Origin of the sequence: Chryseobacterium gwangjuense (assembly GCF_021311115.1) — a bacterium.
GTDB lineage: Bacteria > Bacteroidota > Bacteroidia > Flavobacteriales > Weeksellaceae > Chryseobacterium > Chryseobacterium gwangjuense.
Genome location: NZ_JAJTNP010000004.1, coordinates 216,306 through 235,534, shown reverse-complemented (window position 1 = coordinate 235,534; position 19,229 = coordinate 216,306). Strand labels below are relative to the sequence as shown.

22 protein-coding genes and 1 riboswitch are annotated in these 19,229 nt (G+C 33.5%); of the genes, 15 read left to right on the top strand and 7 right to left on the bottom strand.

All coding sequences use genetic code 11. The features are described 5' to 3' along the window. Nucleotides 1-31 precede the first annotated feature (31 nt). From LV842_RS09785 to LV842_RS09775, 3 genes are all read left to right on the top strand, one after another. Nucleotides 32-448, top strand: coding sequence for an acyl-CoA thioesterase (locus tag LV842_RS09785; protein ID WP_233111263.1), 417 nt, complete (start codon nt 32-34; stop codon nt 446-448). Between the two features lie 282 nt (nt 449-730). Further along, nucleotides 731-1,513 carry a hypothetical protein gene (locus LV842_RS09780; RefSeq protein WP_233111262.1) on the top strand — a complete coding sequence of 261 codons (783 nt, stop codon included), beginning with the start codon at nt 731-733 and terminating at the stop codon, nt 1,511-1,513. A gap of 190 nt (nt 1,514-1,703) precedes the next feature. Next, the gene (locus LV842_RS09775) at nt 1,704-2,147 is read left to right on the top strand and encodes a hypothetical protein (protein ID WP_233111261.1); all 444 of its coding nucleotides are present in this window, start codon (nt 1,704-1,706) and stop codon (nt 2,145-2,147) included. A gap of 59 nt (nt 2,148-2,206) precedes the next feature. Here LV842_RS09775 and LV842_RS09770 read toward each other — a convergent pair whose 3' ends face one another. After that, the gene (locus tag LV842_RS09770; RefSeq protein WP_233111260.1) at nt 2,207-3,484 is read right to left on the bottom strand and encodes a replication-associated recombination protein A; all 1,278 of its coding nucleotides are present in this window, start codon (nt 3,482-3,484) and stop codon (nt 2,207-2,209) included. Nucleotides 3,485-3,698: 214 nt separating this feature from the next. On the opposite strand from LV842_RS09770, the gene yidD reads away from it, so the two are divergent. Together yidD and lgt are read left to right on the top strand one after the other, a co-directional pair. Beyond that, a complete protein-coding gene (yidD, locus tag LV842_RS09765) occupies nt 3,699-3,911 on the top strand; it encodes a membrane protein insertion efficiency factor YidD (protein ID WP_233111259.1) in 213 nt (70 codons plus the stop codon). 424 nt (nt 3,912-4,335) lie between these two features. After that, nucleotides 4,336-5,184, top strand: a complete 849-nt coding sequence (gene lgt / locus LV842_RS09760) for a prolipoprotein diacylglyceryl transferase (protein ID WP_233111434.1) — start codon at nt 4,336-4,338, stop codon at nt 5,182-5,184. Nucleotides 5,185-5,212: 28 nt separating this feature from the next. On the opposite strand, the gene LV842_RS09755 is transcribed toward lgt, so the two are convergent. Next, nucleotides 5,213-6,730 (bottom strand): NAD(P)H-hydrate dehydratase, encoded by a 1,518-nt coding sequence (locus LV842_RS09755; protein WP_233111258.1) that lies wholly within the window; start codon nt 6,728-6,730, stop codon nt 5,213-5,215. A 74-nt stretch (nt 6,731-6,804) separates the two neighbouring features. Here LV842_RS09755 and mscL point away from each other — a divergent pair, with 74 nt between their 5' ends. Then, nucleotides 6,805-7,191, top strand: coding sequence for a large-conductance mechanosensitive channel protein MscL (gene mscL, locus LV842_RS09750; RefSeq protein WP_233111257.1), 387 nt, complete (start codon nt 6,805-6,807; stop codon nt 7,189-7,191). A gap of 44 nt (nt 7,192-7,235) precedes the next feature. On the opposite strand, the gene LV842_RS09745 is transcribed toward mscL, so the two are convergent. Continuing rightward, nucleotides 7,236-8,195, bottom strand: a complete 960-nt coding sequence (locus tag LV842_RS09745) for a D-2-hydroxyacid dehydrogenase (RefSeq protein ID WP_233111256.1) — start codon at nt 8,193-8,195, stop codon at nt 7,236-7,238. 94 nt (nt 8,196-8,289) lie between these two features. Continuing rightward, nucleotides 8,290-8,694 carry an LNS2 domain-containing protein gene (locus LV842_RS09740; protein ID WP_233111433.1) on the bottom strand — a complete coding sequence of 135 codons (405 nt, stop codon included), beginning with the start codon at nt 8,692-8,694 and terminating at the stop codon, nt 8,290-8,292. 202 nt (nt 8,695-8,896) lie between these two features. Here LV842_RS09740 and LV842_RS09735 point away from each other — a divergent pair, with 202 nt between their 5' ends. The 4 genes from LV842_RS09735 (at nt 8,897) to gcvT (ending at nt 11,671) form a co-directional block, all read left to right on the top strand. Continuing rightward, nucleotides 8,897-9,499, top strand: coding sequence for a Pr6Pr family membrane protein (locus LV842_RS09735; protein WP_233111255.1), 603 nt, complete (start codon nt 8,897-8,899; stop codon nt 9,497-9,499). A gap of 104 nt (nt 9,500-9,603) precedes the next feature. After that, entirely contained in the window at nt 9,604-10,113 is a 510-nt protein-coding gene (gene idi / locus LV842_RS09730) for an isopentenyl-diphosphate Delta-isomerase (RefSeq protein WP_233111254.1), read from the top strand. Nucleotide 10,114: 1 nt separating this feature from the next. Beyond that, nucleotides 10,115-10,588, top strand: a complete 474-nt coding sequence (locus LV842_RS09725; RefSeq protein ID WP_233111253.1) for a hypothetical protein — start codon at nt 10,115-10,117, stop codon at nt 10,586-10,588. Nucleotides 10,589-10,597: 9 nt separating this feature from the next. Further along, complete coding sequence (gcvT, locus tag LV842_RS09720; RefSeq protein WP_233111252.1) at nt 10,598-11,671, top strand: glycine cleavage system aminomethyltransferase GcvT; 1,074 nt, start codon at nt 10,598-10,600, stop codon at nt 11,669-11,671. A gap of 401 nt (nt 11,672-12,072) precedes the next feature. Here gcvT and LV842_RS09715 read toward each other — a convergent pair whose 3' ends face one another. Then, nucleotides 12,073-12,426, bottom strand: coding sequence for an arsenate reductase family protein (locus LV842_RS09715; RefSeq protein WP_233111251.1), 354 nt, complete (start codon nt 12,424-12,426; stop codon nt 12,073-12,075). A gap of 125 nt (nt 12,427-12,551) precedes the next feature. On the opposite strand from LV842_RS09715, the gene LV842_RS09710 reads away from it, so the two are divergent. The 5 genes from LV842_RS09710 to LV842_RS09690 all read left to right on the top strand — a co-directional run bounded on the left by LV842_RS09710 (nt 12,552) and on the right by LV842_RS09690 (nt 17,378). After that, nucleotides 12,552-13,019: an acyl-CoA thioesterase gene (locus LV842_RS09710; protein WP_233111250.1), complete on the top strand. Its 468-nt coding sequence runs from the start codon at nt 12,552-12,554 to the stop codon at nt 13,017-13,019. A gap of 1 nt (nt 13,020) precedes the next feature. Then, complete coding sequence (locus tag LV842_RS09705; protein WP_233111249.1) at nt 13,021-13,893, top strand: sugar phosphate isomerase/epimerase family protein; 873 nt, start codon at nt 13,021-13,023, stop codon at nt 13,891-13,893. A 13-nt stretch (nt 13,894-13,906) separates the two neighbouring features. Continuing rightward, nucleotides 13,907-13,974: riboswitch (Fluoride riboswitch) on the top strand. Nucleotides 13,975-14,005: 31 nt separating this feature from the next. Then, on the top strand, nt 14,006-15,310 hold the full coding sequence (locus LV842_RS09700; protein ID WP_233111248.1) for a voltage-gated chloride channel family protein: 1,305 nt from the start codon (nt 14,006-14,008) through the stop codon (nt 15,308-15,310). A gap of 50 nt (nt 15,311-15,360) precedes the next feature. Next, complete coding sequence (locus LV842_RS09695) at nt 15,361-16,242, top strand: LysR family transcriptional regulator (protein WP_233111247.1); 882 nt, start codon at nt 15,361-15,363, stop codon at nt 16,240-16,242. 194 nt (nt 16,243-16,436) lie between these two features. Then, nucleotides 16,437-17,378 carry a YeiH family protein gene (locus LV842_RS09690; RefSeq protein ID WP_233111246.1) on the top strand — a complete coding sequence of 314 codons (942 nt, stop codon included), beginning with the start codon at nt 16,437-16,439 and terminating at the stop codon, nt 17,376-17,378. Nucleotides 17,379-17,553: 175 nt separating this feature from the next. Here LV842_RS09690 and LV842_RS09685 read toward each other — a convergent pair whose 3' ends face one another. Beyond that, a complete protein-coding gene (locus tag LV842_RS09685) occupies nt 17,554-17,745 on the bottom strand; it encodes a hypothetical protein (protein ID WP_233111245.1) in 192 nt (63 codons plus the stop codon). Nucleotides 17,746-17,919: 174 nt separating this feature from the next. Next, nucleotides 17,920-19,161, bottom strand: a complete 1,242-nt coding sequence (locus LV842_RS09680) for an MFS transporter (RefSeq protein ID WP_233111244.1) — start codon at nt 19,159-19,161, stop codon at nt 17,920-17,922. Nucleotides 19,162-19,229 lie beyond the last annotated feature (68 nt).

The window sequence follows — 19,229 nt, the reverse complement described above, 5'->3', positions numbered from 1 at the left end:
ATATATTTGTATGTATAATTTAAGACCAAAAATGATACACACAACCCATTCAATACGAGTACGTTACGGAGAAACCGACCCTATGAAATATGTCTATTATGGCAACTATGCAGAGTACCTGGAACTGGGTAGAGTCGAGTTATTTCGCAGTATTGGGATGTCTTATAACGAGATTGAAAATCAAGGAATTTGGTTGCCAGTTTCTGACTATAAAATTAAGTATTTAAAACCGGCTTTATATGACCAAAAATTAGAAATTCATACCTACCTGAAACGTAAGCCCGGAGTAAGAATAGAATTTGAATATGAAATTTATAATGAAGAACAGGTAAAAATAACCGAAGCATCTACAACTCTTTTCTTTTTATCTGCCGAAACCAATAAAATCATCAAATGTCCTGATTTTTTAATGGAACTCATTAACAAAAATTGGGAAGAGGAAAAATAAACCTTAAATATATTTCACAAAGAAGTAAATTAAAATTTTCAAGACATACCACTTATCACACTAATAACTACAAAAAAAACAAAGTAATAAGTAAAAAAAATACATTAAATCAAATTAAAAACGAAAAATTATTCATTATAAAAATTTAATATTAACAAAAACATTGTTAAAAAAAATAAAAATAAGTAAGTTTTTTATATTATATTTACACCACTAATTACTCAGAATACAAACAATTAAAATATAAAAGACATGAAAAAGAATTTCTACACCCTGATTTTCTTGGGCTTGTTCGCAACAGGAATTGCTCAAACAGGGAATGTCGGGATTAATACGACTACTCCCTCTGCCACATTAGATGTAATCGGTAGCCCTGCAGATGCAACCAAAGTGGATGGATTTATTCCCCCAAGAATTACAGGTACTCAGCTAGCCGCTAAAGATTCTATGTATGGCGCTAATCAAAATGGAACGATAATATATGCAACCGCTGCAGTAACAGTACCTACCGCGAAAACTACAAACGTTACAGCTGCTGGGTATTATTATTATGACTCTCCTAGTAGTACATGGAAATCATTAAAAGGAAATTCAGGTCTAGGTACAGCTATGTATGCAATGAAAGACGGAGCATGGTCACTATTAGGTCTAGGGATTTCAGGAACTAACTGGAGTAAAATAGATCTAACTACCACTGATGTAAAAGCAGGTAACTCAGCATCATTTGTAAATGGTGTTTATACTGCACCTGAGGCAGGTATATATGAGGTAAATTATGAATTTCAATTAGAAGGTGGAGTTGATTTGAGTTTATTAGGAAGTAAGGTATTGGGTATTTTAAAAAACGGTACCACTATATATGAAACAAAGATATTTGATGCTGTGAGAGTTTCCATTTTAGGAATTACTTTAGCTGCAGTTCCTGTTACTTCAACTTCATTAAATACAGTGATTCAACTAAATCAAGGAGAAACTATTACATTTGGTGTTGAAACCGGCGGTATAAATCTTGGATTATTAACTGATGGAAAAGTCAAAGTTTCTGTAAGTAAAATCTCAAATTAATTAATATTTTACATAAAATATATAAACAAAAGCATCACTTTATCGTGGTGCTTTTTTTTGATGTCTAGCAGAATAAGTTCAATAAAACTTCATTATTCTGAACAATTCTCAAAATAATATATTTTTCTATTGACAATTCACAAAAAAGAAGTATATTTATCACGTTTTTAATTCCTATATTTATTAGATTATGAAAAAAATTCTATACTCTTTATTAGTTTTCGCTTCTGTGACGCTATTTGCACAGAAAAGCCCAAATGTAAAATTTGCTATTTGTAATGATGCTGTAGGAACCGTGACTCTTTTTAACGCAAGAAAGGCAATGGTGCAAAGTACAACTCCTTATAAAACAGCTGCTCTTCCGGCAAGCCTAAAAAAATACAGTTATTTAGCACAAAACGGATTAACAGAAGTAAAATATAAAAAAAATGTAGGTACTTTAGATTGGATGACACTAGCTGGCTTTAACACGCAATTCCAGCTTCCGGAAAATAATCCTGTGATTATTGAAGGATATGAATTCAATGATTCTTCTACTAAAATCTATGCTGACATCATTGACAAAACTGAAGTAAAAGAATACAATGGTAAAAAGACATTATTCATTACTACAGTTCAAAAGTATCAATACTAATAAGTAGATAAAAGTACTTAAACATAATAAAAGGTATCTCAGTGAGATACCTTTTTTATTTAGTATTTATTCGTCCATTTTTTCTTAAGTTCCTCAAAAATTTTCTTTTCTGTCGAATTACTTCCGGGTTCATAAAATTTCAAATCCTTTATTTCTTCAGGAAGAAAATCCTGGTCAACAAAATTCCCTTCGTAAGAATGAGCATATTTATATTCTTTCCCATAATCTAAATCTTTCATCAGCTTGGTAGGAGCATTTCTTAAATGGAGAGGTACTGGTAAATTCCCGGTCTTCTTTACAAAAGCCAAAGCATCATTGATAGCCATGTACGCTGAATTACTCTTAGGAGAAACCGCGAGATAAATTGCCGTTTCACTTAAAATAATTCTTGCTTCCGGATTTCCAATAACATTGATAGCCTGAAAACAATTGTTAGCAATTACTAAAGCATTCGGATTGGCCAACCCAATATCTTCAGAAGCCAAAATCAACATCCTTCTTGCAATGAATTTAATATCTTCTCCTCCCGCAATCATTCTTGCCAACCAATACACTGCACCATTTGGGTCACCTCCCCGCATAGATTTTATAAATGCCGAAATGATATCATAATGCTGTTCACCATTTTTATCATAAAGCGCCATCGTTTCCTGAAGAACAGACATTACATCCTCATCTGAAATTTCTTTTTTTCCTGAATTTTTAAACTGATTCAAAACCAGTTCTACAGAATTGATGAGTTTTCTGCCATCTCCTCCCGAATATTGAATAAAAGCCTGTTTATCTTTAATTACAAAATCCTCCCTTTCATCCTGATTATATCTTTTTAGCGAAATATCAATCAACTCTTCAAGTTTTTCATAACTTAAAGCTTTCAAAACATACACCTGACTTCTGGAAAGTAATGCTGAAACAACCTCAAAACTTGGATTCTCTGTTGTAGCACCAATTAAAACAACCCATCCTTTTTCTACAGCATGCAAAAGGGAGTCTTGCTGAGACTTATTAAATCTATGTATCTCATCAATAAATAATATCGGAGATTTCCCTGAAAATAAATTTTGCTTTTTAGCGTCTTCTATTACATCACGAACATCCTTTACTCCGGATGAAACGGCAGAAAGCTTAAAAAACTTACGTCCCGATTTTTCAGAAATAATTTCTGCTAACGTCGTTTTTCCCGTTCCCGGAGGTCCCCAAAGAATAAGAGAATTCAAGGTATCATTCTCTATCATTTTTCTTATCGTTCCTTTTTCTCCGGTAAGATGTTCCTGCCCCAACACATCTTCTAATGTTTTAGGTCTTAGTTTTTCAGCTAATGGAATATTTTGACTCAATTTTTTAAATTTAATATAAAGTTGAATGTTCAGAAGATGAGTATTCTACTGATTTAACATTTAAAAATCAGTAAATCGACAAACACCGGATTTTATCCGACAAACAGACATTTACCGCCCTGAAACTTCTAACAAATTTAAACTAATTTTCAATTTTTTACGCTATTTTTGCATTGTTTTGAAACTTACATTCAATAAAATCATTACGTTTCCCATGGTAATTTTAATAAGATTTTACCAATGGTTTATTTCGCCTTTACTTCCCAAAAACTGTCGTTATGAACCCACCTGTTCGCATTATATGATAGAAGCACTGCAGGTTCATGGGATTTTCAAGGGATTTTGGCTGGGTGTAAAAAGAATTTCAAAATGTCATCCTTGGGGAGGAAGCGGCTACGATCCTGTACCTCCAAAGTGTAACCATTAATATGAAAAACATTATTATAATGAATAGTATATTCTTTAGAATTTATCTTCTGGTTTTTGCATTTTTCGCACAAAATCTTTTCTCACAAAATTATACTGACGGGCTTTCTGATGCCGTACTGAATGTAAATAATGAAAAAATTGCTGTAAAAGTATTTTCAACCACTGATGCTGAAACGTTCAATACATTTTCCGGGAAAAATAACAACAATACACTTGTGATTATAAATCCGGCAAACCTTGAATTAAAAGGCAATTTAAAAGCATATTATGACAGCTCTCTGAGTATGTTCAAAATGAGTGGCTATCAATTTTTAGATAAAGATTTTAAACCTACTCAAAAAAGAGAAGATTATAAATATTTAGTAAAAGTTCAAAAAACTATTCAGCCTACAGATCAGGTAGCGTTAGAAACAGAATATAAAATCTGGGATCCTTCTACGGGAATTCATTTAGGACCAGTTACATTACATTATTATAGCTTAATGTTCATTTTTGCTTTCGGTTTGGGATATATTTTAATGACAAAAATGTTCAAAATCGATCATATCAATCAAAAATATCTTGAACCTCTTTTTACCTGGACATTAATCGGAACTATTCTTGGAGCAAGAATAGGACACGTGATTTTCTACCAAAGAGAATTATTTAAAGATGATTTCTGGAGTGTTTTTTTACCAATAAGCACTAAAAACGGTTTCGAATTCACAGGTTTCTCAGGTCTTGCAAGTCACGGAGCGGCCATCGCATTGATTTTAACCACTTTATACTACTCCTATAAAATCATCAAGAAAAATCCTTTATGGGTGTATGACAGATTAGGAATTGTTGTCGCTATAGGAGGTGCATTTGTAAGAATGGGAAATTTCTTTAATTCTGAAATCATTGGTAAACCGGTAGATCCAAGTTCTCCATTTGCCATTCTTTTCCCGCAAATGAGCGATGAATACGGAGTTACTGTACCTCGCTACCCTACTCAGTTGTTTGAAGCAGTAGGCTATGTTCTTCTATTTATACTTTTATGGGTTTTATATAGAAAAACGGACAAAAAATATCAGCAAGGCTGGTTATTTGGTTTATTCTTCATTATTCTTTGGGCTATAAGATTCTTTGTAGAATTTTTAAAAGAACCTCAAGGCGACGAATATGTTACTTTAGGAAGCTTAAACACTGGGCAAGTTCTATCCCTTCCGTTTATGATAGCAGGTGTAATCATTATGATTTATTCCAAAAAGTTCAAAATAACAGAAGCAGAAAATGCAAAACCTGAATAATTTCTATTCAATATACATTTTTAAAAAGTCACAATTTTTTTGTGACTTTTTTGTTGATATATAAAAAGGTACTTTCCAGCTCTTTGACGACATCTGTAGGCTGCATAGATTCTTTGGAATATTTTTCAGCCGCAAAGTCTGCCGATTTACCATGGAGCCAAACACCCAAAACAGCGGCATTTTCAGCAGAATATCCTTGAGCCAATAACGATGTTAAAATACCCGTTAAAATATCTCCACTTCCTCCTTTTGCCAATCCTGAATTTCCTATAATATTATAAAATACTTTCCCATTCGGACATACTACCTGCGTATGATGGTCTTTTAGCGCAATATATACGCTAAGTTCTGAAGCCTTTTGCACTGCAAGATCAGTTCTTTCAAAAGAATCTTTTGTTTTCCCGAAAAGTCTTTCAAATTCTTTGGGATGGGGCGTAATAATTGAATTTTTGGGAATCAAATGTAAATGAGATGGATTTTTTGAAATAATATTAAGAGCATCCGCATCCAAGACCAACGGATCACTATAATTTTTAAGGAAATTTAAAAAACTATTTTCTGTTTTTTCATGAGTTCCTAGCCCCGGTCCCACTCCCAATGTTATATTTTCATCAACATGGATATTTTCAATCTCGGTTTCTCCTCCCTCCAAAAACATGGCTTCAGGACAGGAAATCTGGAGAATGTCATATCCACACTTAGGGCTAAGCGCAAAAACGAGTCCTGCTCCACTTTTCAAAGCTGCTTTTACAGACAAAACGGCTGCTCCCATTCTACCGTAACTTCCACCAATGATAACAACTTTCCCAAAAGTTCCTTTGTGAGAATATTCGTTTCTTGGTTTAAATATTTTTTCGATCAGACCTTCATCAATAATAAAATTGTTGGTGGTAGTTTCTTCGATATATTGAGAATGCAGTCCAATATTCAAAATCACAATTTTACCGGTATATTTTCCGGTTTCTGAATAGAGGAAGCTTTTTTTCCAAAACTGAAAACTCAACGTATAATCAGCCTGAAAAACCATTGAACCCTCCTCTATATTTTGATCAGCAGACAATCCTGAAGGAATATCTATCGAAATTTTTATATTATTTAGAGAATTCAGTTCATTTATAATTTTCAACTCTTCTCCTTCAATCTTCCTGGAAAAACCTGTCCCAAAAATTGCATCAATACAAACGGTTTGTTCACTCAGCTTTTCTTTTTGAAAGTCTTTGAATTCTTTGATGGAAATTCCGGAAAAGTCTTTTAGCTTTTTATAATTAACGGCTGCATCCTGAGAAAAATTCCCTTTCAAGTCTTTTACAAAAACATCAACATCAAAACCTTTTAAATAAAGCAATCGGGCAATAGCAAACCCATCTCCTCCATTATTACCGTTACCGCAAAAAATTGTAAAATTTTTATGAACTTTACAATTCTCAGAAATCCAATGAGCACAAGACTGCGCTGCACGCTCCATCAATTGTATGGATGATACGGGCTCATTAGCAATCGTAAATTCATCACATTTTCGAATTTTTTCTGCCGTAAAAATTTTCATTAAAATGTTTTTCTTAAATTTAGTGATTATTATTCATTCAAGTCAATTTTCGAAACGATTAAAAAAATATAAATATGGGATTTTTAAAAGAATTTAAAGAGTTTGCCGTTAAAGGGAACGTGGTAGATTTAGCTGTCGGTGTAGTGATTGGTGGGGCTTTTGGTAAAATTGTCACTTCTTTGGTTGAGGACATTATTACCCCTGCTATTTTAACACCTACATTGGAAAAACTACAGTTAAACAACCTAGCTGAATTGGTCATTCCCGGTACAGCTATCAAATACGGAATGTTTATTTCTGCTGCGATTTCGTTTATTGTAGTCGCTTTCGCTTTATTTGTAATGATTAAAGGAATCAACAAACTGAAAAAAGAGGCTCCGGCTGAAGCACCTGCAGGACCTACGGAAGATCAAAAATTATTAATGGAAATCAGAGATTTACTAAAAGCTAAAAACTCATAAAAAAAACGCCGCAAAATTTGCGGCGTTTTTCTTTTTTCACATTCTTAATTAATCTGCAGAATACTGGAAATCTGATCTGCCAAAGACAACCCTATTCTATCCTGTGCTTCCAAAGTAGAAGCGCCAGTATGCGGTGTTAAAGAAATTTTTGAATGATTTAATACTTTTTTTGAAGGAGTCGGTTCATTAATGAAAACATCCAACCCTGCAAACCTCACTTTTCCTGAATCTAAAGCTTCAATTAAAGCTTCTTCATCAACTACTCCTCCTCTTGAGCAGTTTACAACGGCAACTCCATCTTTCATCATTTCAAATTCATTTTTACCGATCATGTAGCCTTCTTTTTGAGCAGGAACATGGAGAGTGATAAAATCGGAATGTTTTAATACATCCTGCAAAGGCTCAGTTTCAATATCAACATTGATAAACTGGTTATTATAGAATTTCACTTTAATACTTGCCTTTCCAATATTATTATCAGCCGCGATTACTCTCATACCAAGGCCTAAAGCAATTTTTGCAACTTCCTGACCGATTCTTCCCATTCCGACAATACCGATTGTCTTTCCTTTCAATTCGATCCCTGCAGCATACGCTTTTTTCAAACCGGCAAACTCAGTATCTCCCACTAAAGGCATTTTTCTGTTGGAATCCTGCAAAAATCTTGCTCCCGAAAACAGGTGTGCAAAAACCAATTCTGCTACCGATTCCGATGAAGCTGAAGGTGTATTGATAACATGAATTCCCTTTTCTCTGGCATAAGCTACATCAATATTATCCATTCCTACTCCTCCTCTTCCAATAATCTCGATAGACGGGCAATGATCAATAATATCTTTTCTTACCTGTGTCGCACTACGTACCAAAAGCGTACTAACATTGTGCTCATTAATGTAATCTACTAATTGTTCTTGTGGAACTTTTGTAGTAATCACTTCAAACCCCTTCTCCGTTAATGCATCAATTCCAGATTGATCTAAGCCATCGTTTGCTAAAACTTTCATAAATACTTATAATTATTTAAAAATTAAAAGATTTAAAAATCAAAAGAAAAAGCATTCACTTTAATCGTTTAATTTTTAAATCTTTAATTATATTTTAATCTTCTTTAAAAACTTCAATGGTAACTTGTTTTTCTACAAGATCTGTAAATTTACCTTTGTATCTTGTAGCTCTCACCAAATGATTATCTATCCAATGATAATTCCCTCCTCTAGGTTTACCACACAATACACTGTGATATTTAAAACCGTGTTTATCCAGCCAGTCAATGGTAATTTGTTTTAAGTTTTCGGTTCTTGAAGTGAAAAAACAAATCTGATGCCCTTCCTCATACCATCTGTTGATTGTTTCCAAAGCATCGGGAAAAGGCTCACAGGTAACCATTCTTTCCGGCTCTTCGTTGGGAACATCTTCTGTAATTGTTCCGTCTATATCAATTAGGTAATTTTTTACTCCGTCCTTTAGAATCGGACTCATGTGATCTATGTATTCTAACTCCATCATGAAATTTTGTATTACAAATTTATAAATTTTAAAACAAAACACTTTATTAAAGTTTATTTACATTAATTTTTTACTACACAAAACCTTATTCATAGAATAAATTAATAAATTTTTATCCATTATATTATTATAGGTTAATATTTTTCTATTACCCAAAAAATAAAACTATCTTTAATATTTCATAGATAAACTCTTCCTGATGACCCAAAGAATTTTATCTTTACTATTTGCCTTAATCGGTTGGTTTTCAGTGATTACCCAATACTATTTGATGGTGAAAAACACTCAAATTTCTTTTGGAGAAACAACCATCAGATTTTTCAGTTTTTTTACAATCCTAACTAATATACTTGTTGCTGTATATTTTACATTTCAGACTGTAAATTATCCCTCAAAAATTAAAAAACCCGGAATATTAACTGCCATTACTATTTATATTTTAATCGTAGGATCAATTTATCAGATTATTCTTCGTTCAACATGGAACCCTACAGGTTTACAAAGAATTGTTGATGAACTCTTGCATACGATCATTCCTGTTCTTGTACTTATGTATTGGTATATGTATGAAAACAAAAGGGATTTAAGCTACCAACAAATTCCTCAATGGGCAGTTTATCCTTTACTGTATCTTTTTTATATTTTAATAAGAGGACATTTCTCAGAATTTTATCCTTATCCGTTTGTGAATGTGCTTGATCTTGGTTATACTCAGGTATTAATCAATTCTTTCTGGATTCTGGTTCTCTTTATAGGAATATCTATGCTTTTCGTTCGCATTGGAAAAGCCATGAGTAAATAATTATTAAAGATTATTTTCTTATTCTTATCTCTTTATCTTTCAAAAATCCATGATGTTTTCCCAAAAATTTCCAAAATACATTTATTACACTTACATTTGTAGAAATGGAAGAATTTGTAGTTTTAGTAAATCCTTATGACCAAGTTTTAGGATTGATGGAAAAACAGCAGGCCCATATTAATGGCCTTTTACATCGTGCTTTCTCTGTATTTTTATTCAATGATAAAGGTGAAATGCTTTTGCAAAAAAGAGCATCGGAAAAATATCATTCTCCCAATCAATGGACGAATGCAGTATGTTCGCACCCAAGAAACGGAGAAACTTACCTTGAAGGAGCTAAAAGAAGAGTAAAAGAAGAACTGGGAATAGAAGTGGATCTTTCAGAAAAATTCCATTTTATCTATAAAGCAGATGTAGGAGGAAATCTTTGGGAACATGAGTTAGACCATGTATTTACCGGATTTTATAATGCGGATTTTGCCCTTAACACAGAAGAAGTGGAAGAAGTAAGATATATTTCCATGGAGGATCTGGATAAAGAAATAGCAGAAAATCCGGGAGCTTTTACAGAATGGTTCAAAATTATTTTAGAAGAATACAAACATCATTTTTAAGATGATCAAACATTCATTATTCATTATATTGCTTTTCTTAGGGTACTTTGTATCGGCTCAGAAGAAACAAACGTATGAAAATACAAACTATTCCATCAGTTTTCCTGAAGGATGGATGGCAATGAATGAGACCGATATTGTTAATATTTTCCCGACAAGTCAGATCGGTGCAGTTACCATTTCTGAATACCATGACTTAAATTTACCCTCTACCGAAATCAAAAAATTTATCCTGGCTCTTTATCAATCTCCTGATGAAGAAAATAAGGTAAAAAGTGCCAAGAGCAAAAAAGGATATACCGAATATTTTTACGAATACTTCGATGAGAAAGAAAAACTTTTCTGGATCACCAAAGTTTTTCAAAAAGACAAAGAAATGTATCTTATTTCCATCAATTGCGGTGAAAAATACTGGAACGGAAATTATATGAATCTTTTTAACGAGACCTTTAATAGTTTTAAAATAAAGAAATAGAAATTAAATATGAAGAAAACAGCATTGTACGACAAACATGTTTCTTTGGGAGCTAAAATCGTACCTTTTGCAGGTTTTGAAATGCCTGTACAATATTCCGGAGTAACGGAAGAGCATTTTGCAGTAAGAGAAAAAGCAGGATTGTTTGATGTTTCTCACATGGGACAATTTTTCATCGAAGGTCCTGGTTCAAAAGATCTTTTACAATTTGTAACAACAAACAATGTAGACGCTCTTGAAAACGGAAAAGCTCAATATTCTTGCCTTCCCAACGAAAACGGAGGAATCGTAGATGACCTTATCGTTTACAAAATGGAAGATGATAAATATTTCGTGGTTGTAAATGCTTCAAATATTGATAAAGACTGGAATCACATTTCAAAATACAATACTTTCGGAGCAAAAATGACTAACGCTTCAGACGATATGTCTTTACTAGCTGTTCAAGGTCCGAAAGCTACTGAAATTCTTCAGAAACTGACAGAAACTAACCTTTCTGAAATTCCTTACTATAACTTTACAGTAGGTTCTGTAGCAGGAGTAGACAATATCATTATCTCAAACACAGGTTATACAGGAAGCGGTGGTTTTGAAATTTACTTCAACAACGAAGCGGCTGTAAAACTTTGGGATGCGATCATCGAAGCTGGAGCTGAAGACATTATTCCTTGCGGATTGGCTGCAAGAGATACCTTGAGACTTGAAAAAGGATTCTGTCTTTATGGAAACGATATCGACGATACTACTTCTCCAATCGAAGCTGGTTTAGGATGGATCACTAAATTCGATAAAGACTTCGTGTCTAAAGATACTTTCGCAAAACAAAAAGAAGAAGGAGTTACAAGAAAATTGGTTGGTTTTGAATTAACTGACAAAGGAGTTCCAAGACACGACTACCCTGTTGTAGACGCAGAAGGAAACGTAATCGGTAAAGTAACTTCAGGAACTCAGTCTCCAATGAAAAAAGTAGGTTTAGGTCTTGCTTATGTAGACAAACCTCACTTCAAACTAGGTTCTGAAATTTTCATTCAGGTAAGAAACAAAAATATTCCTGCAAAAGTGGTGAAAGCTCCTTTTGTATAATCGGAAAAGATAATACAGAAACCCCGTCTTGTAAAATTTACAAGATGGGGTTTTATTTTAATATAATATTTTTAGAAGCTGATTCCCGCTTTCCGCTATATCTTTTGTTCCGCTTTGCTGCACAAAAGGATGTCACTACAATCGGGGCTAGTTTTTCTGTCGTTCATTAAAAAAGAGAGCATATCTACAAAACTTTTTTTAATAAAAATATTCATAACGCTTGTCATTCCGTAGGAATCCAGGCAATTACATGATATTTTGTTATTACAAACTGAGCCTAGATTCCTACGGAATGACAATTCAAAAAGGATATTTTCTGGATAGTTAAAGGAATTTATCTCCCTTTCCTGAATAACATACGCATTTTTGAGATTGCTTCGTCGCTTCGCTCCTCGCAATGACTAATTTACTCCAAAAAATTCCTGCAAAGCCGCCACATTATTCTTATCATTCCCGACAAAAATGTTGTCATCTGTGATAAAAACAGGACGTTTCAAAAAAGTATAATGATCCAATAATAATTCTTTAAAGTCCTTTTCCGTTAAAGACTTTACATCCAGTCCTCTCAATTTGATCTGAGTAGATTTTTTGCTGAACAACGCTTCATAAGACTTTGTCTTTTTATGCATTTCCGCCAGTTCTTCTTTCGTGATCGGTTCTTTTTTGATCTCACGAAGTTCCCAGTCTGTAAGGTCGAATTGTGCTAAAATTTTTCTGCAGGTATCACAGGTATTAAGATAGAATACTTTTTTCATTATGATTTTAAGTCTGTTGTTAATTAAAATTCGTCTTCATTGAACTTTCCGACTTCAAAAGTAGGATTTAATCTATGATTTTGAAAATTATTAAATACCTTTATTCAATCAAAATTTTAGTGGAAATGGAAAACAAACCGATCACATTTCAGTTTATTTCTGAGCCTTCGGATGTGAATTACGGAGGAAACGTACATGGTGGAAGTGTTATGAAATGGATTGATCAGGCAGGGTATGCCTGTGCAACAACCTGGAGTGGAAATTATTCCGTAACCGTATATGTTGGTGGAATACGTTTTTATGAACCCATCAAAATCGGGGAAATTGTAAAAGTAGAAGCACAGGTTATTTACACAGGTTCTTCGAGTATGCACATTTCGATTAATGTTTTTTCGAGAAACTTAAAGCAACCGAATTTTGATAAAAAAACACATTGTATCATTGTTTTTGTGGCCGTAGATGAAAACGGGAAAAAACTTCCTGTTCCAAGATGGATTCCTGAAACTGAGGAGGACAAACAAAAAGAACAATATGCCAAACGTCTGATGGAACTGAGAACACAGATTGAAGACGAAATGAAGCCTTTTCTATAAAATGCAGCGAAAAGATTTTATAAAACTTTCTTCACTAGGATTTTTAGGTTTGTATTCTTGTGGGATTTCTAATTTTAAAACCCATAAAAAAACATTGGCCATTCAACTCTATACGGTTCGGGATTCTATTTCTAAAGATCTCGAAAAAACGTTGGAAAGATTGGCAAGTTTAGGTTTTACAGAATTGGAGATCTATGGTTATAACGGTACTTTCTTTGGAAAAACTAGAAATGAATTTCAGTCTATTCTGAATAATGTAGGCTTAAAAGTGATCAGCTCACATCATACCACCGGAATTCTTTATAGTGATAACGGAACTTTGTTAAAAAATTGGGAAAATTCGGTTGAAGATTTACATTTCATCGGTTCAAAATATACGGTCTGTTCCTATCTTTTTCCTGAAGAACGCACCATCGAAAATTATAAAAAACTTCCGGAATTATTTGAAAAATCGGGAGAAATTACTAAAAAAGCAGAAATTCAGTTTGCTTATCATAACCATGATTTTGAATTTGAAAAATTTGATGATTCAAAAAATATTTATGATTTTATCTTAGAAAACACTTCCTCTGACTTGGTTAAAATGGAACTGGACCTGTATTGGATTTCAAAAGCTGGCTTAGATCCGTTAGTTTACTTTGAAAAATATCCGAAACGGTTTCCATTGTGGCATGTAAAAGATATGAAAGCAGAAACAAAAGATTTTGCCGAAATAGGAAACGGAACGATTGATTTTGAAAGAATTTTTAGTGCCGGAGAACAGGCAGGTCTTCAACATTGGTTTATAGAACAGGATTCCAGCGACAAAGATATTTTTGAGAGTATAAAAATCAGCAAAAAGTATATTTCAGAGCATCGTTTCTTTTTAAAATAAATTTTATCTTTGCAGTATAAAAGGAAATGGTGTTCTTCCTTACCCAACCGCTTTTCAAAAGCTGATGACGCCTGATTAAAAGATTATTAACAGTAATTGGATCAGGAAAATTATGTCTAAATCTCAACGAACATTCGGAAACACAACAAAACTTCACACAAGATTTTTCTTTAGAAAATTCCCGGCTTTGCCATACATTTTTAAATGGTTGTGCATAAGTCTTATCATCGGTGCATTGGTAGGAACAGCTTCAGCCGGATTTTTAGAATCCTTAGAATGGGCAACTAACTTCAGGGAAAATCATATCTGGTTGATTGCATTTCTCCCGGTTGCCGGTTTTTTGGTCGGACTTTTATATTATTATTTCGGAAAAGATGTCGAAGTCGGTAATAATTTGCTACTTGAAAACATTCACGATCCCAAAGGAATTATTCCTTTTAAAATGGCTCCTTTTGTTTATTTCGGAACAATGGTGACCCACTTTTTCGGAGGTTCTGCAGGTCGTGAAGGAACTGCGTTACAAATGGCAGGAGCAATTGCCGATCAGCTGACAAAACCATTTAAACTCGATAAAAACGAAAGAAAAATTTTAATTATTTCTGCTATTGCAGCAGGCTTTGGATCGGTTTTCGGGACACCTTTGGCAGGAGCCGTTTTCGGACTTGAAGTTTTCTTGATTGGAAGAATCCGTTACAATGCCATTTTCCCGGCTTTTGCATCAGCAATTTTAGCAGATTGGATAACGAATCTTTGGAATGTAAAACATACGCATTATCATATCGATTTTGTTCCAAAACTTGAGTTTCTTCCTATTTTATACAGTATTCTAGCAGGAATTGCTTTTGGAATTTGTGCCGCAACATTCAGTAAAATGATGCATTGGACAGGTTCTGTTTTTAAATCTACCATTAAATATCCCCCATTTCGTCCTGTTATTGGCGGAATTATTGTCGCTGTGGCCGTTTTTGCGATGGGAACGACGAGATACATCGGTTTGGGAATTCCCACAATTTTTGAATCTTTCGGGACACAGCTTCCTTTATATGATTTTGCTCTAAAAATGATTTTTACCATTATTACCCTTTCAGCAGGTTTCAAAGGAGGAGAAGTCACTCCGTTATTCTTTATTGGAGCTACGTTGGGAAGTGCTTTATCTTTATTCATTCCACTTCCGTTTGGTTTGCTGGCAGGAATGGGATTTGTTGCAGTTTTCGCAGGAGCCACTAATACTCCACTCGCTTGTATATTGATGGGAATTGAATTATTTGGAGCAGAATGCGGAATTTATGTCGCGATTGCCTGCGTTACATCTTATTTACTATCAGGAAACAACAGTATTTATTCTAAACAGAAAATTGGTGAAGCCAAAAACAGAAGGTTCAAAAATCTAAGTGATAAAAGCTTTTCAGATTTATAACATTTATTGTTTTAAATATTACGAGCAGCAAAATTTCTTACCTTTAGAATATGTTTGATTACAGATTAAAAGTTTTTCACACCGTAGCTTCCAGATCGGGCTTTACAAAAGCCTCGGAAGAATTAAATATTTCTCAACCCGCTGTCACAAAACACATTAAAGAAATTGAGAGTCAACTAAATACAAAACTATTTGATAGAAAAGGAACTTCCATTCAGCTGACGCAAAGCGGAAAAATTTTGTTTGAATATGCTGAAAAAATCAGGAATCTTTACCGTGATCTGGAATTTGAAATCAATCAGATTAATCAACAGCATAAAGGAAAACTGATTATTGGAGCAAGTACCACTGTTGCACAGTATATTTTACCTGAAATTTTAGCCAAATTCAATTCATATTACAAAGACATTAAAATTGAATTGATTACACATAATACAGAAATCATTTCAGAGCTATTAAAAGAAGGAAAAATTGATCTGGGAATTATCGAAGGGGAATCTCAATCTTCTTATTTTGAATATAAAAAATTTAAAGCCGATGAAATTGTCTTGGTTGCAGAATCCAATCATCCTTTAGCGAATAAAACTTTACATCTTAAAGATTTATACAATTCAGAATTAGTTTTCAGAGAGCAAGGTTCTGGTTCACTAGAATTCATTCAAAATCGACTGAAAGAAAAAGGAATTTTCATTGATCAATTAAATATCGTAATGCAATTAGGAAGCAGTGAAAGCATCAAAAACTATCTCTTATATTCTGAAAGTATGGCTTTTTTATCCATCAGTACGATATTAAATGAATTAAAAAACAACCAGCTCAGCATTATTGATATTAAAAACTTCAGCATTGAAAGAGATTTCCATTTTATTCTTCCAAAAGGTGAACAATCTGAGCTCATTAAGCTTTTCCTGAAATTTGTAAAATCGGTGTGATTTGTTAGACGTAAAAAGTAAAATGTATTAAAGATTATATCAACCTAGTTGTTGTTTAACTAAAAAGCATCTTACTTTTTACATTTTACATCTCACGCATTTCATAACTTAAAGTTATCCAATATAACAAAATACAATTTACTTCGTAATACTATTATTTCGGAATTTTGATGCAGATTTTAAAAGTTTGCCTTATGAAAGATTTCATCCAAAATGAAATAACCCGAAAAATAGTTTTTATAGTATTGGCTGTTTTATGTTTGACTCCTCTGGTATCTTCCCCAATCGCTCTCGCCTCAGGTTTTGCATTGGTTGTTTTTATCGGAAATCCTTTTGAGAAACACCTTCATCAATATATCCACTTGCTTTTGCAGATCTCCATTGTTGGATTAGGTTTCGAATTAAAATTAGATGAAGCGTTAGAAGCCGGAAAATCGGGATTAATATTGACGATAATCAGCATTTGTACTGTTATGATTTTGGGATATTTCCTTGGGAAATTTTTTAAGCTTGAAAGACCTTTATCTTACCTGATTTCTGTAGGAACTGCCATTTGTGGCGGAAGTGCCATTGCAGCGACTTCCCCGATTATCAAACCCAATACAAAGCAAATTTCATTGGCTCTTGCCATTGTTTTTACCTTAAATTCTATCGCATTGTTCGTTTATCCGATGATTGGTCATTTTCTGAATCTTTCACAGGAAGAATTCGGTTTGTGGTGTGCAATTGGAATTCACGATACAAGTTCGGTAGTCGGAGCAGCAAGTAAATATGGAAATGAAGCTTTAAAAATTGCAACTACGGTCAAATTAGCGAGAGCTTTATGGATTATTCCTGTTTCTTTGATCACTATGTTTATTTTTAAAAGCAAAGAATCAAAAATTAAAATTCCATGGTTTATTGGCTATTTTATATTGGCTATTTTGCTGAATACTTATTTTCCGATTTTTGATCAGTTCAGTTCAGGAATAACTGTTGCAGCAAAATCAGGTTTGAATCTCACCTTATTTTTTATTGGTTCCACATTATCGATTCAAACTTTGAAGACAATTGGTTTCAAACCTTTAGCATTGGCTGTTTTTCTTTGGGTTTTTATAAGTGTTGGGAGTTTATTTTTTATTTTGAATTTTGATTAATTTTTTAACCACCCCGTCAAAAATTCTTTGAATTTTCGCCACCCCTCCAAAGGAGGGGAATTTTAAGCTTTAAATAATTTGGATCACTCTATATATTACAAAAGCCCTTTGAAAATTCAAAAGGCCTTTGTGTATTAAATGTGGAAATGTTTATTTCTAAATGAAATATTCTTTATTAAATTTCAGATCCGCAAGTATAAACTTGTGGGCATGCTATATATTGCACGCAATACCATGGTCCTGTTACTGATCCTGAACAGCTGCATCCGCAAAGAGATAAGTCCGGATTTCCGCTTACTCCTCCCATAATGTTTTTAAGATCTTGTTTTTGTAGTTTCTTCGCGTTTTTTAACATGTTGTTTTGCATTGTGATTTAGTTTTAAGGTTTGTACTATTTTAAATTTTATTGTTTTTTAAAGTTAAACAAATATTAATTATATGAAGCATAATTTAATATTAATTTTTATAATTTACTTATTTAGTTCATCTTATTACAATAATAACGGAGATTATGATTTAAATATTTCTTAAACACTTATAATTATTCTGTAAATTCCAGATCCTTACCGTGCGTTTCTGAAATCGTCAATGAAGAATAAAAAGCCAGTCCGAATACAATAATTCCTACGATAGCAGCACTTAAAATTACTGAAAAATCTTTCTTAAAAAAATCAAAAATAAAGATCATTACAGGAACCAATCCACGAACCATATTCGGAACTGTGGTAGTTGCCGTGTTTCTGATATTGGTTCCAAACTGCTCTGCCGCCAACGTTACAAACATCGCCCAATATCCTGTTCCCAATCCTAGCCAAACACAGAAAATATAATACTTGGTTTCTGTATTTGTATTTCCGAACAACATAACAGCAACCCCAATAATTGTAAAAGCCAGCATATAGAAAATGGCCATTTTCCTGGATTTTAAGGCATGAGAAATGAAACCACTCGCCAAATCACCCACAGAAATACCAACATATGCCCACATAATTGCTTTTCCGGGGTTCAGATCTTTAATTCCTAATTCAGGAGCAAACTGATTGGCTAAAACCGCTAGAATCCCAATACAATACCAAGTTGGCAATCCTACTGCAATACATTTCAAATATCGTATCAAGCGATCTTTATTCGTAAAAAATGAAAGAAAATTTCCCTTGGAAACGGATCCATGCTCCATGTTTTTATAAATTCCAGATTCGGAAACGCTGATTCTTAAAAACAAAAGTAAAATTCCCAAAATTCCTCCGATAATGTAGGAAATATTCCAACCACCAGCCAATTCTACGGTTAATTGAGCGACCACTGCCCCCATTAATCCAAAACCTGCCACCACAGAAGTTCCAATCGCTCTTAAATTCTTTGGTAAACTCTCAGAAACCAGTGTAATTCCCGCTCCAAGCTCTCCAGCTAGTCCAATTCCTGCAACAAACCTTAAAGCGGCATATTGATAGACTAAATGTTCTTTAGGAAAGTAAGGTAAAAAGCCACAAGCAATATTGGCTAAAGAATACACCAAAATAGATCCGAATAAAACAGATAATCTTCCTTTTTTATCTCCGAAAATACCCCAGAAAATACCCCCGATCAGCAAACCGGTCATTTGACAATTGAGAATAAAGGTACCGTCAACATCAGGATTCAGCCCTAAAGCTTTCAGACTGGGAATTCTTACGATTCCAAATAAAAGCAGGTCGTAGATATCTACAAAGTACCCTAAAGCAGCAATAATAACAGGAATAGAAAAGATGTACTTCAATTTTGAAGACAAGGAAAGCTCTTGCATATTGAGTTTATAAATTTCGTTAAAAATAAAAAACCTTTCAATTTCTTGAAAGGTTTTTATAAAATATC

Coding starts and splice junctions, on each gene's coding strand:
- LV842_RS09785 (WP_233111263.1), top strand. CDS start 32: ATGATACACACAACCCATTCAATACGAGTACGTTACGGAGAAACCGAC.
- LV842_RS09775 (WP_233111261.1), top strand. CDS start 1,704: ATGAAAAAAATTCTATACTCTTTATTAGTTTTCGCTTCTGTGACGCTA.
- yidD (WP_233111259.1), top strand. CDS start 3,699: ATGGTAATTTTAATAAGATTTTACCAATGGTTTATTTCGCCTTTACTT.
- LV842_RS09755 (WP_233111258.1), bottom strand. CDS start 6,730: ATGAAAATTTTTACGGCAGAAAAAATTCGAAAATGTGATGAATTTACG.
- mscL (WP_233111257.1), top strand. CDS start 6,805: ATGGGATTTTTAAAAGAATTTAAAGAGTTTGCCGTTAAAGGGAACGTG.
- LV842_RS09745 (WP_233111256.1), bottom strand. CDS start 8,195: ATGAAAGTTTTAGCAAACGATGGCTTAGATCAATCTGGAATTGATGCA.
- LV842_RS09740 (WP_233111433.1), bottom strand. CDS start 8,694: ATGGAGTTAGAATACATAGATCACATGAGTCCGATTCTAAAGGACGGA.
- LV842_RS09735 (WP_233111255.1), top strand. CDS start 8,897: ATGACCCAAAGAATTTTATCTTTACTATTTGCCTTAATCGGTTGGTTT.
- idi (WP_233111254.1), top strand. CDS start 9,604: ATGGAAGAATTTGTAGTTTTAGTAAATCCTTATGACCAAGTTTTAGGA.
- LV842_RS09725 (WP_233111253.1), top strand. CDS start 10,115: ATGATCAAACATTCATTATTCATTATATTGCTTTTCTTAGGGTACTTT.
- gcvT (WP_233111252.1), top strand. CDS start 10,598: ATGAAGAAAACAGCATTGTACGACAAACATGTTTCTTTGGGAGCTAAA.
- LV842_RS09715 (WP_233111251.1), bottom strand. CDS start 12,426: ATGAAAAAAGTATTCTATCTTAATACCTGTGATACCTGCAGAAAAATT.
- LV842_RS09710 (WP_233111250.1), top strand. CDS start 12,552: ATGGAAAACAAACCGATCACATTTCAGTTTATTTCTGAGCCTTCGGAT.
- LV842_RS09705 (WP_233111249.1), top strand. CDS start 13,021: ATGCAGCGAAAAGATTTTATAAAACTTTCTTCACTAGGATTTTTAGGT.
- LV842_RS09700 (WP_233111248.1), top strand. CDS start 14,006: ATGTCTAAATCTCAACGAACATTCGGAAACACAACAAAACTTCACACA.
- LV842_RS09695 (WP_233111247.1), top strand. CDS start 15,361: ATGTTTGATTACAGATTAAAAGTTTTTCACACCGTAGCTTCCAGATCG.
- LV842_RS09690 (WP_233111246.1), top strand. CDS start 16,437: ATGAAAGATTTCATCCAAAATGAAATAACCCGAAAAATAGTTTTTATA.
- LV842_RS09685 (WP_233111245.1), bottom strand. CDS start 17,745: ATGCAAAACAACATGTTAAAAAACGCGAAGAAACTACAAAAACAAGAT.
- LV842_RS09680 (WP_233111244.1), bottom strand. CDS start 19,161: ATGCAAGAGCTTTCCTTGTCTTCAAAATTGAAGTACATCTTTTCTATT.